Below are 12,349 nucleotides of genomic sequence, written 5' to 3' on the forward strand. Positions count from 1 at the left end.
ACGCCGTTAAACGCCGTCCGCCTCATCATCCAGCCGCCGCAAATACGCCAGCTTTTCTGCAATTTTGATTTCCAGTCCGCGCGGTACCGGGTGATACCAGGATTCGCCTTCCAAGCCTTCCGGCAGATAAGTTTCGCCAGCAGCATACGCATCCGGCTCATCATGGGCATAGCGATACAGTTTGCCGTAACCGAGTTGCTTCATTAACTTGGTCGGCGCATTCCGCAAATGTTCAGGCACAACGCGCGATTTATCTTTCGCCACCAGCGCCCGCACCGCGTTATAGGCTTTATAAACTGCGTTCGATTTCGCCGCACACGCAAGGTAAATTACCGCCTCCGCCAACGCTAACTCGCCCTCCGGCGAGCCCAGACGTTCATAGGTTTCAGCCGCATCCAGACAAATACGCAAAGCACGCGGATCAGCCAGACCGATATCCTCCGACGCCATGCGGACAATGCGCCGCGCCATGTAGCGCGGATCAGCGCCACCATCGAGCATGCGCACCAGCCAGTAGAGTGCTGCATCAGGATTCGATCCGCGCACCGATTTATGCAAGGCAGAAATCTGATCGTAAAACGCATCGCCGCCTTTATCAAACCGTCGCAAAGCGTCGCCCAGACATTCACTGAGTAAAGCAGGATCGACGACATTCAGATTTTTGGCAGTCGCGGCATGCGCCACGATATCGAGGTTATTCAATAATTTACGACCGTCACCATCGGCGCTCGACACCAGACTGGCTTTGGCTTCCGGCAGTATCTGCAAGCCATCGAGCTGACGCTCACAGGCGCGATCCACCATCAGCGCAAGATCATCATCCGTGAGCGATTTCAGCACATACACAGCGGCCCGCGACAGCAAGGCACTATTGACTTCAAATGAAGGGTTTTCGGTGGTCGCGCCGATGAAGGTGAATAAACCACTTTCCACATGCGGCAAAAAAGCGTCTTGCTGGCTCTTATTGAAACGATGCACTTCATCGACAAACAAGATGGTGCGGCGTTGCGAGGTCGCTTGCAGAATCTGCGCCCGTTCAACGGCTTCGCGGATATCTTTAATGCCAGATAAAACGGCCGACAAAGCAATAAACTCGCAGTGGAATGCATCTGCCATCAGGCGCGCCAGCGTGGTTTTACCCACACCCGGCGGGCCCCACAAGATCATCGAATGTGGCTCGCCAGACTGAAACGCAACGCGTAGCGGTTTGCCCTCGCCCAGAATATGCTGCTGACCAATCACATCATCCAGCGTCGCCGGACGCATGCGCTCCGCCAACGGCGCGAGCTTCTTACGTGGTGCGTTCATCATGCAATCACATCTGCCATCTCATTTGTCATCTCATTTGCCAACATTATTGGCGGAACACATCCGCCCCGGCCGGGACGACGAATTTAAACTGATCGGCTTTCAAAGCAGGATTTTTTTCCATACTTTTGAGCGTCACCAGTGACACCTGACCAAACTGATCGCGCAATTCCAAAGCGTAAGGAACGCCGTCTTTCATGCCGATGCCGATATGATCGAACTGGCTGCCTTTGGCTTTCGCAGTCGCCTCCAGCCATTCCATGCCCTGCTTTGACGGCACATCTTTGAGGACGAAATTTTTATCCAGATCAGCGGCACCAGCGCTGCCAAACAGAATCGCTGCAGGGCTGGAACCCAACGCATTACCTAATTCTTTGATCGTGACCTGATTTAAATCTTTATCGAAGATGAAGAGCTTTTCACCATCGGCCTGCAACACTTGCTCGTAAGGCTTTTGGTAAGTCCAGATAAACTTGCCGGGACGGGCGAAAACAAATGCGCCACTGAAGGTCTTGGAGACTTTAGGGTTGCCATCCACCATCTTGATCTGCTGCTGAACGAATTCACCTTTGGCACTTTTGGTGTTCGAGACAAAGGATTTGAATTGATCGACTGCGGACGCCATGGCGATTGCGGGTAACAGCGTGGTGGCAACAACACATGCCAGCAGGCCACTTGCTACTTTAACTACTTTACTTTGCTTCTTCACTGATTTTCCTTGATTACTCATCTGTACTACTTATCATATCGACCGCTTGATTCGCCTGTCGCGGATATCCATGACTACTCAGCATTTCCGACCGGGACCAGAATTTCACGGTTACCGTTCGACTGCATCGTCGATACGACCCCGCTTTGTTCCATTTGTTCCAGCAAGCGGGCAGCGCGATTGTAACCAATGCGCAAATGCCTCTGTACCAGCGAAATGGAAGCGCGACGGTTTTTCAATACGATCGCCACGGCCTGATCGTACAAGGCATCAGCCTCACCACCACCTGCAACCTCGCCCGCAGCGCCGCTCTCACCGCCCTCTTCCAAAGTGCCGCCTTCGAGTATGCCTTCAATATAGTTAGGCTCGCCCTGCGCTTTTAAATGCTCAACCACACGATGCACTTCTTCATCCGACACAAACGCGCCGTGTACCCGTACCGGCAAACCGGTGCCGGGCGGCATGTACAACATATCGCCCATACCGAGCAAGGTTTCTGCGCCCATCTGATCGAGAATCGTGCGTGAGTCGATTTTACTGCTGACCTGAAACGCGATACGGGTAGGAATATTCGCCTTGATCAGGCCGGTAATCACGTCCACCGATGGTCGTTGCGTTGCCAGAATCAAATGTATCCCCGCCGCGCGTGCTTTTTGCGCAATACGGGCGATCAACTCTTCCACCTTTTTACCGACCACCATCATCAGATCAGCCAACTCATCAATGATGATGACGATGGTTGGCAATTTATCGAGCGGTTCCGGCGCATCCGGCGTGAGGCTGAATGGATTCGGAATATGTTGTTCTTTCTTTGCCGCTTCTGCGATTTTGACGTTATAACCAGCCAGATTACGTACGCCCAGTTTCGACATCAGCTTGTAGCGGCGTTCCATTTCGGCCACTGCCCAGTTCAGCGCATGCCCGGCCTGACGCATATCCGTCACCACCGGTGCCAGCAAATGCGGAATGCCTTCGTACACCGACATCTCCAGCATCTTAGGATCAATCAGTATCATGCGCACATCGTTAGGATCTGACTTGTACAGCAGCGACAATATCGTCGCATTAATACCGACAGATTTACCGGAGCCAGTCGTACCGGCCACCAGCAAATGCGGCATCTTCGCCAGATCGGCGCAAATCGGATTGCCTGCGATGTCTTTACCGAGTGCTACGGTGAGGCTTGATGAGCTATCGTGATAAATCTTGGAGCTGAGAATTTCTGTCAGGCGGACTATCTGCCGTTTCGGATTCGGCAATTCCAGCCCCATGTAATTTTTACCGGGAATGGTTTCCACCACACGTATCGACGTCAGCGACAATGAGCGCGCCAGATCACGCGCCAGATTGACGATCTGACTGCCTTTCACACCGGTCGCTGGCTCAATTTCGTAACGGGTAATGACAGGCCCCGGATAAGCGGCAACGACCTTGGCATCGACACCGAAATCGGAGAGTTTTTTCTCTATCAGACGACTGGTGAATTCCAGGGTCTGCACGCTGACGGTTTCCTGCACGGGCGGCGCATCATCAAGCAAAGAAAGCGGTGGTAGATTCGTGTCTGGCAGTTCATTGAATAAGGACACCTGTTTCTCTTTTTCCACGCGCTCAGAACGCTGCACTGCAACCACCTGAGGCTCGATTCGTATCGGCGATGCTTCCACAATCTTAGCGCGCTCTTGCACCACTACTTCTTCGCGCTTGACTGCGGCAGTCTGACCAACTCGCCGGTCTTCCGCCGCCGCGTATTTATTTTGTATGAACACAAAAACGGTTTCTATCGCCGCACCGGTTTTTTCTGCGATCGTCAGCCAGGACACCTGAAAATACAAGCTGATCCCCAATGCCATCGCCATCAGTAACACCAGTGTCGCGCCAGTAAAACCCATAGCGCTGTATGCAGCAGAACCAATTACATTGCCAAGTACGCCCCCGGGAGCCAATGGCAATGGCAGACTCAGGGTATGCATGCGCAAAAACTCCAGCCCCATGCTGCCGCAAATCAGTAAGGCAAATCCCGTGATCCGCGCGAGCAGATAAGGCAAGCCCTCTTCTTCGCCGGTTTTCGTTTCGACTTGCATCGATAGCCGATCGGCCAGACGCCGATAAGATTTCACGACCTGACGCAAGCAAACGACGCTCCACCACCAGGCAGAGAAACCGAATACATACAAAACCACGTCCGCCAGCCAGGCACCGAATTTCCCGCCCAGATTATGGATTTTCGGGACAACGCTAGACTGTGACCAGCCCGGATCTGCCTTAGAATACGTCGCCAGTATCAATATCAGGCAAACGCTTAATGCAGCGAAAATGAGCCAGCGTGCCTCCATCAGCAACACCACCATTTTATTTGGCAGTGGCGGGGGCGGCGGGCTTTTACTGCTACGGGTGTAGGCTTCGCTGTTACTTGTAGTCATAAATCAGGAAAATGTTCATCCAGACAACCAAAGACTGACAAGATAGCATGTTAGAGGCCGCTCGCCAAACACCGGGCACCTCACGCAGCGCCAGAGGATAGACTATAATTTGCGCTGATCTGCAGATGAAAATGCAAAAAAGCTCCGTCGCTTGCTTTTTTCTAAGGCAACACCATCTGCAAGCAAATAAGGCATCGATTATCCCGTCTGGCCTCCCCTTCAACTCTTTTTATGCAGGTCTGCTCATGTCTACATCTAAAAAACACGCTCGCGTATTGATTCTCGGCTCAGGTCCAGCGGGTTATTCCGCCGCTATTTATGCCGCCCGCGCCAATCTTAATCCGGTATTGATCACTGGCGTAGAACAAGGTGGGCAGCTCATGACGACAACGGATGTCGAAAACTGGCCAGCAGATCCGCTGGGTGTGCAAGGCCCGGAACTGATGCAGCGTTTTCTGCAACATGCAGAACGTTTTAACACTGAAATCATTTTCGATTACATCCATACAACCAAGCTCGATGAAAAACCTATCCGTCTGATCGGTGATCAGGGTGAATACACCTGTGATTCACTGATTATCGCGACTGGCGCTTCAGCACAATATCTGGGTTTACCTTCTGAACAAGCCTTTATGGGTAAAGGTGTCTCCGCCTGCGCCACTTGCGATGGATTCTTTTATCGCGGCAAAGAAGTTGCGGTTGTCGGTGGCGGGAATACAGCAGTCGAAGAAGCATTGTATTTATCAAATATCGCCAGCAAAGTCACAGTGATTCACCGTCGCGACAAATTCCGCGCAGAAGCTATTCTGATCGACCGCCTGATGGCAAAAGTTGCCGAAGGCAAAGTAGAAGTCAAATGGAATCACACTCTGGACGAAGTCACCGGAGATGATTCTGGTGTCACCGGCGTAAATATCAAATCGGCGGATGGGGTAATTACACAAGTGCCTGTCCATGGTGTGTTTGTCGCGATTGGTCACAAACCGAATACCGGCATTTTTGAAGGTCAGCTGGAAATGCATAACGGCTACATTAAAACCCGTACCGGCACTGAAGGCATGGCAACCGCAACGAATGTTCCCGGCGTATTTGCAGCTGGTGATGTGCAGGATCATGTTTACCGTCAGGCGATTACCAGCGCAGGTACCGGCTGTATGGCGGCACTGGATGCACAGCGTTATCTGGAAGAATAATCCAGGCTGAATCGATGTCGTCGCTGAAAAATTTTGCTGATCTGAAATCTCTGGGTCAGCAACTCAAAACACAACAGGAAGCCAGACAGCGCGCTGAAGCAGAACGTCTGGAGCAGGAAAAGAAAGCAAAAGCAGAAGCTAATATTTTCCGCTCCAGCATAGGTTCGGTTGAACCATTGAAAGTGGCGGTCAAGCATCAGGCAACTCCGGTACGCCCGGCACCAATACCATTTCAATACATCGCCGATGAGAAAGCAGCCCTGCAGGAATCGCTTTCTGATGAATTCGATGCGGATTCATTACTGGAAACAGACGAAAATCTGAGCTATACCCGTCCCGGAGTCGGCGTTGATGTCGTCAGAAAATTACGCAAGGGGCACTGGGTGATCCAGGCGCAATTAGATTTGCATGGTCTGCGCCGCGATCAGGCCAGAGACAGTCTGGGTGATTTTCTGAGGCGATGCGGTAGAAATGGAGTCCGTTGCGTACGGATCATTCATGGAAAAGGTCTGGGTTCTGTCAATAAAGAACCCGTTCTGAAGCACAAAGTAAGAAACTGGCTGATCCAGAAAGATGAGGTGCTGGCATTTAGTCAGGCGACTGCAGCGGATGGCGGCTCAGGTGCGCTGATCGTATTATTAAAGGCCTGAGTTTCCTCAGGCCTTTTTTATCAGTTCTTGAATTTTCCGTCTTTGCCAATCATGGTCATATCAACGAATTTTGAACCATTGTGATTTGACGATGAAAAGTTAATGTCAAAACCACCAGCATCGTAACTCTTAGTGTTCAACGACTCTAAAGAGGAAATCAATTTTTCGCGGGTCAGATTCTGGCCTGAACGACGCAAACCTTCCACAAATACCTTCGCTGCAATAAAACCTTCCAGACTGGAAAAATTCAGGTCTTTAATGCCGGCTTTATTCATGATTTTTGTGTATTCACCGACGACAGTTGCGTTTGCCGCTGACCAAGGGAAAGGCACGACTTGCGACACAACGACGCCGGAACCATCTTTACCCAAAGCATCCGACAAAGCCTGACTACCGACAAAAGAGACGTTATAAAACTGGCCGGTATAACCCAACCGGCGCATCTCTTTAATTAACGCTGCAGAAGAAGAATAGGCGCTGATCTGGATGATAACGTCGGGACGTTTTGCCATCATTTTTTCAACCGCTTTGGCAACATCAAGACTATTTCTCTCTACCGTTGCAGTATCAACAATAGGAAGATTTTTTTTCTTCAGCGCACGCTCTACGCCGGTTAATCCTGCTTTACCGTACGCGTCATTTTGATAGAACACAGCGATATTTTTAAGCCCGGTATTCACCAGACGATCAACCAGATGTTCGGTTTCGTCAAAATAGCTGGCGCGAACATTGAAGATCAACTTATTGAAAGGTTCCCGCAAAGACTGAGCACCAGTATAAGGTGCAAAGAATGGTACTTTCGCTTGCGTGAATATCGGCGTTGCGGCGTTGCTGGTTGCCGTGCCAACATAACCAAACAAGGCAAATACATCGTCAGTATCTATCAGTGCCTTCGTATTGGCAGCTGCAATGTCAGCCTCGTATTTATCGTCACGCTTAATGACTTCGATCTTACGGCCAAAGACGCCGCCAGTGCTATTCACGTGATCAAAATAGGCCTTCGCCCCTGCATGCAACTGTATGCCCAGTTGCGCTGCAGGCCCCGAAAAAGCAGCAGATTGGCCGATAATAATTTTATGCTCACTAACGCCATTTTCCGCGACAGCTGGCATGGCCAGCAGCGCTGCGAATACAGCAGTGAGTAATTTGGATGCCATCATAGTTGCTTGCACTCAGTTTAAGTAATAAATCAGACCGCTTCAGAACCAGTTTCACCGGTACGGATGCGAATTACCTGCTCAACGTTCTGCACAAAAATTTTGCCATCGCCTATTTTTCCAGTATGCGCCGCTTTAATAATGGCATCAACAACGTTATCGCAAATGTTGTCGTCCACAACAACTTCTACTTTAATTTTCGGCAAAAAATCCACAACATATTCGGCACCGCGATACAGTTCAGTGTGTCCCTTTTGGCGACCAAAGCCTTTTACTTCGGTCACGGTCAAGCCCGTTACGCCAACATCAGCCAATGCTTCGCGAACTTCATCCAACTTAAATGGTTTAATGACTGCTGTAATTTGTTTCATAATAAATTTCCTTTTTTAGTCTCTGAATTTTGAGGTGATCGGGTAGCGCCAGTCACGACCAAAAGCACGGTGAGTAATCCGCACACCTATTGGTGCCTGACGACGTTTGTATTCATTTATTTTAATCAAACGCGTAATTCGTTCAACATCCTCTTCGCGATATCCTGCTTCAATAATATCGGCACGGGATTTATTTTGTTCCATATACAACTGCATGATGCCATCGAGTATTTCATAGGGCGGCAAAGAATCCTGATCGGTTTGATCCGGACGCAGTTCGGCAGAAGGTGGTCGCGTCAGAATGCGCTCTGGAATAATCTCGGCAATACTGTTTCTGTATGCACACAAACGATATACCAGTGTTTTAGGAATATCCTTGATCACGGCAAAGCCACCAGCCATATCGCCATATAAGGTGCAATAACCAACGGCCATTTCACTCTTATTGCCGGTCGTCAGCACGATAGAACCATACTTATTGGATAAGGCCATCAGTATTGTGCCGCGGATCCGCGCTTGAATATTTTCTTCTGTCGTATCTTCTTTTAAGCCGGCAAACTCTACGCTCAGGGTGGTTCTGAATGCATCGAAACAAGCGCCGATTGAAATCTCATCGTAACGCACAGCAAGGCGCTCCACCATATCGCGCGAGTCTAACAGAGAGATATCTGCGGTATACGGTGAAGGCATCATGATTGCCCTGACTTTTTCTGCTCCCAATGCATCAACCGCGATCGCCAGAGTTAACGCAGAATCAACGCCGCCAGACAATCCCAGTAAGACGCCGGGAAAGCCATTTTTAGTCACATAATCACGCACGCCAAGTACCAGTGCACGATAAACCTGAGATTCTGTTGTACCCAATTCAGGCAAGGGCTGAGACACGGGTTGCCCACCGTCAAATTCTATGACTTGCAAAGCCGTTTCGCAGTGCGCCAACTGAGCAACGAGTTCCCCTTGCGAATTTAAAACAAAGGAATTTCCATCAAAAATCAGCTCGTCCTGACCACCAAGTAAATTTGCATAAACAAGCGACATGCCTGTAGTGCTGACATTCGCGCGCATCACATCAAGACGTTGCTGCTGCTTATCCATGTGAAATGGTGAGCCATTTGGCACCAACAATACCTGCGCCCCAGCACTCCTCGCGGCCAGAGGCGCATCTTTAAACCAGGTATCTTCACAAATATTGATACCAAAGCGCACGCCCTTCACGTCGAACACACAAGCCTCAGAACCAGCAGAAAAATATCTGACTTCATCGAATACCATGTCATTCGGCAGATTGCGCTTAAAGTAGCGAACAATGACGCTGCCGTTGAGCAAAACGGAAACCGCATTAAAATGACGTCCATCTCTGGCCTCAGGATGCCCGACCAACACACAAATATCTTTGAATGCCGCAAGCTGTGCAGTCAGATCAGATAACACCTGCTGTGTTTGCAGATAAAACCCGCTTCTTAACAGTAAATCCTCCGGAGGATAACCAACCAAAGACAGCTCAGGCGTTACAACAATATCGGCTCCCTGCTCAGCTGCCCGGCGGACATAATTTACTATTTTCGCGGCATTTCCGGCCAGATCACCGACCGTACTATTCATCTGAGCAATGGCAACTTTAATCGTCATAATCGTGCAATTTGAAAAAATCAAAAAATGGAATTAGTTTCTATCGACCAGTATTATCGCATGGGCTTCGCAAGTTCTCTCTCTGATATTGGACAAGAACAATGGGACAGTTTGCTGAAATCCGATCCGTCCGCCAATCCCTTTCTTTCGTATGCTTTTTTGCACGCCTTACACTCATCCGGATCGGCCTCGGCAAAAACTGGCTGGCATCCATATTATTTAACGATATGGCAAGATAAAACCTTGGTTGGCGCTTGCCCGCTTTATCAGAAAACACATTCTTACGGTGAGTACGTGTTTGACTGGTCCTGGGCACAGGCATATCAACAGCATGGGTTGCAGTACTACCCCAAGCTACTGTCCGCGATACCATTCACTCCTGTTACAGGCAGCAGAATTATTGCGAGTGATAATACGGTCAGAAACTTATTGCTGGAAAGTCTGAAAAACCTCACGCTGTCAGGAGACTTTTCCTCGTGTCACATTCTGTTTCCTGATGAAAATCAAATAACACAGCTGAAAAATGCAGGTTTTTTGATCAGAGCGGGGGTACAATTTCATTGGCAAAATGATCAGCACTCTGACTTCGAGAGTTTTCTGAATACGCTCAGTAAGAAAAAACGCAAAAATATCCGTGCCGAGCGAAAAAAAGTACAGGAACTAGGCATTGTTTTCTCGCATATTCAAGGTTTGGATGCGAACGAGGAAGACTGGCTTTTTTTCAAGCGCTGTTACGATGCAACGTATGAAAATCATCACTCAAAACCTTACCTGAATCTTGAGTTTTTCACACAAATTGGCAGCACAATGCCGCAGCACGTCCATCTTATTTTTGCGATTAAAGATGGAAAGAAAATTGCAGCTTCGTTGTTGATATTCAATCAAAGCAAGGTGTACGGTCGTTATTGGGGTTGTGTTGAGCATTATCCCTGCCTGCATTTCGAGACAGCTTACTATCAGGCGATAGAATTTTGCATTAAAAACGGTATCCGGACCTTTGAAGGCGGAGCCCAAGGGGAACACAAGATGGCCAGAGGATTTCTACCGCAAAAGACTGCCTCGGCACATTTCTTAACGCACCCAGAGTTCAGTAATGCTGTCGCCAATTTTCTGCAAAGAGAAACAAACGGCATAGAACTGTATCTGGACGATTTGAATGAGCATAATCCGTATAAACAACCACTTGAAATTTAAGATACATCAAGGCATCCTGCTGACATGCAAAAAAACAAAACAACATCCGATAATCCGAGTAACGCAATGAATATGCACAAACGCGCTGGTCGCTTTTACCTGACTGAAAAGCTAGGCACAGGATCGAATGGCACCGTCTTTCGGGGTCATGATCCAGTCATTGACCGGGATGTTGCCATCAAAATACTCAATGCAAGCGGGAATGCTGCGGACAAAAAGCAACGTGAACAGCAGTTCATCAACGAAGCACGGGCGGCCGGCAGACTTTCCCATCCGAATATTGTGACGATCTTCGATGCTTCCAGCGAAGGAGGTACGACATTTATCGCGATGGAATTCCTCGGTGGACAAGACTTAAAAATGATGCTGGCTGCGGGACGCACTTTCGATTCCATAGAAACCACAGATATCATTCAAAGAATTGCGGATGCACTTGCCTATGCCCATGAGAAAGCAGTCATTCACAGAGATATCAAACCTGGCAATATTTTTATTCTGACGAATAATCAACCCAAAGTAGTCGACTTTGGTATTGCCCGCGCACCGAATCGCCTGCTGGATGAAAACCAACCAGCTAATGTAACGCTGTTCAATAATAATATTCTCGGTACACCTAACTACATGTCTCCGGAACAGGCCATGGGAAAACAGGTGAATGCGCAGACGGATATTTATTCTCTCGGCGCGGTCATGTATGAAATGCTGACTTTGCAGAAACCATTTCAAAGTAACGATATAGACAAACTACTGAATCAGATCGCGTATAAAACACCGAAGACACCGTCAGAAATCAATCCCGCGATACCTGAATCGCTCTCAAGAATCGTAATGAAAGCAATGCAAAAAGAGCTGAGCGATCGCTACCAGACTGCACGCGAGATGGCTGATGATTTACAAAAAGTACTGGATCGGGATAAAAGACTGAAACGCAAGAGAGGAAAAATCAGTCCAGATGGTGCAGAGAACAACACCAGCACTGAGAGTAATACTCTTCTCTGGCTTAGTCTTGCAGCGATACTGATTGCAATCGCGTTTGCGGTCATGGTCAACCTGCCGCGCTAAGGTCTTATCCATGTGGGTTTTACAAGCAATTACAAACAAGACTTAATTGATTTTGAATTAAAAACGCGGCCACAATAGCCGCGTTTTTTAGGGAAACTTACTTATTCTTACTTATTTCTGAAGCTTTTTGAAATTTTCAACGCCATCCAGAATCTCTTTTTTTGCCTCTTCCGGGCCACCCCAACCTTCAACTTTCACCCATTTGCCTTTTTCGAGATCTTTGTAGTGTTCAAAGAAATGTTGAATCTGTTTCAGGCGCAACTCATTCATATCTTCTGGTTTCTGCCAATGCGTATAAATCGGCAAAATTTTATCGACAGGAACGGCCAACACCTTCGCATCTTCACCACCTTCGTCCGTCATTTGCAATACGCCAATGGCGCGACAGCGAACAACAACACCCGGAATCAAAGGAAATGGTGTGATGACTAATACGTCAACTGGATCACCATCACCTGCGATAGTCTGCGGAACATAACCATAATTACATGGGTAGTGCATTGCCGTGCCCATGAAACGATCAACAAAAATGGCACCAGTTTCTTTATCAACCTCGTATTTGATAGGGTCTGCATTCATTGGAATTTCAATGACGACGTTAAAGTCATTTGGCAGATCACGACCTGCTGGTACGTTATTCAAGCTCATGTCACTCT

At 48.6% G+C, this 12,349-nt stretch carries 11 protein-coding genes; 4 read left to right on the forward strand and 7 right to left on the reverse strand.

The annotated features are described in order from the left end of the window. Positions 1–6: 6 nt before the first annotated feature. From H8K29_RS14050 to H8K29_RS14060, 3 genes are read right to left on the reverse strand one after another with little or no spacing between them, the layout of a single operon-like run. Positions 7–1,311 carry a replication-associated recombination protein A gene (locus H8K29_RS14050; RefSeq protein WP_186898097.1) on the reverse strand — a complete coding sequence of 435 codons (1,305 nt, stop codon included), beginning with the start codon at positions 1,309–1,311 and terminating at the stop codon, positions 7–9. A 43-nt stretch (positions 1,312–1,354) separates the two neighbouring features. After that, entirely contained in the window at positions 1,355–2,038 is a 684-nt protein-coding gene (lolA, locus tag H8K29_RS14055) for an outer membrane lipoprotein chaperone LolA (protein ID WP_186898098.1), read from the reverse strand. A 53-nt stretch (positions 2,039–2,091) separates the two neighbouring features. Next, the gene (locus H8K29_RS14060; protein WP_186898099.1) at positions 2,092–4,437 is read right to left on the reverse strand and encodes a DNA translocase FtsK; all 2,346 of its coding nucleotides are present in this window, start codon (positions 4,435–4,437) and stop codon (positions 2,092–2,094) included. Between the two features lie 245 nt (positions 4,438–4,682). On the opposite strand from H8K29_RS14060, the gene trxB reads away from it, so the two are divergent. Together trxB and H8K29_RS14070 are read left to right on the forward strand one after the other, a co-directional pair. Then, a complete protein-coding gene (trxB, locus tag H8K29_RS14065) occupies positions 4,683–5,630 on the forward strand; it encodes a thioredoxin-disulfide reductase (protein ID WP_186898100.1) in 948 nt (315 codons plus the stop codon). A 14-nt stretch (positions 5,631–5,644) separates the two neighbouring features. Beyond that, positions 5,645–6,280 (forward strand): Smr/MutS family protein, encoded by a 636-nt coding sequence (locus H8K29_RS14070; protein ID WP_186885858.1) that lies wholly within the window; start codon positions 5,645–5,647, stop codon positions 6,278–6,280. Between the two features lie 20 nt (positions 6,281–6,300). Here H8K29_RS14070 and H8K29_RS14075 read toward each other — a convergent pair whose 3' ends face one another. From H8K29_RS14075 to H8K29_RS14085, 3 genes are read right to left on the reverse strand one after another with little or no spacing between them, the layout of a single operon-like run. Beyond that, positions 6,301–7,440, reverse strand: coding sequence for an ABC transporter substrate-binding protein (locus H8K29_RS14075; protein WP_230407789.1), 1,140 nt, complete (start codon positions 7,438–7,440; stop codon positions 6,301–6,303). A gap of 29 nt (positions 7,441–7,469) precedes the next feature. After that, complete coding sequence (locus H8K29_RS14080; RefSeq protein WP_186885856.1) at positions 7,470–7,808, reverse strand: P-II family nitrogen regulator; 339 nt, start codon at positions 7,806–7,808, stop codon at positions 7,470–7,472. A 15-nt stretch (positions 7,809–7,823) separates the two neighbouring features. After that, on the reverse strand, positions 7,824–9,437 hold the full coding sequence (locus tag H8K29_RS14085) for an NAD+ synthase (protein WP_186898101.1): 1,614 nt from the start codon (positions 9,435–9,437) through the stop codon (positions 7,824–7,826). A gap of 27 nt (positions 9,438–9,464) precedes the next feature. Here H8K29_RS14085 and H8K29_RS14090 point away from each other — a divergent pair, with 27 nt between their 5' ends. Next, entirely contained in the window at positions 9,465–10,631 is a 1,167-nt protein-coding gene (locus H8K29_RS14090; protein WP_186898102.1) for a GNAT family N-acetyltransferase, read from the forward strand. Positions 10,632–10,655: 24 nt separating this feature from the next. Next, positions 10,656–11,693, forward strand: coding sequence for a serine/threonine-protein kinase (locus tag H8K29_RS14095; RefSeq protein WP_186898103.1), 1,038 nt, complete (start codon positions 10,656–10,658; stop codon positions 11,691–11,693). Positions 11,694–11,804: 111 nt separating this feature from the next. Here the strand turns inward: H8K29_RS14095 and ppa are convergent, their stop codons facing one another. Continuing rightward, complete coding sequence (gene ppa, locus H8K29_RS14100; RefSeq protein ID WP_186885852.1) at positions 11,805–12,341, reverse strand: inorganic diphosphatase; 537 nt, start codon at positions 12,339–12,341, stop codon at positions 11,805–11,807. Positions 12,342–12,349 lie beyond the last annotated feature (8 nt).

It is taken from the genome of Undibacterium sp. CY21W (assembly GCF_014284265.1).
Lineage (GTDB): Bacteria > Pseudomonadota > Gammaproteobacteria > Burkholderiales > Burkholderiaceae_D > Undibacterium > Undibacterium aquatile.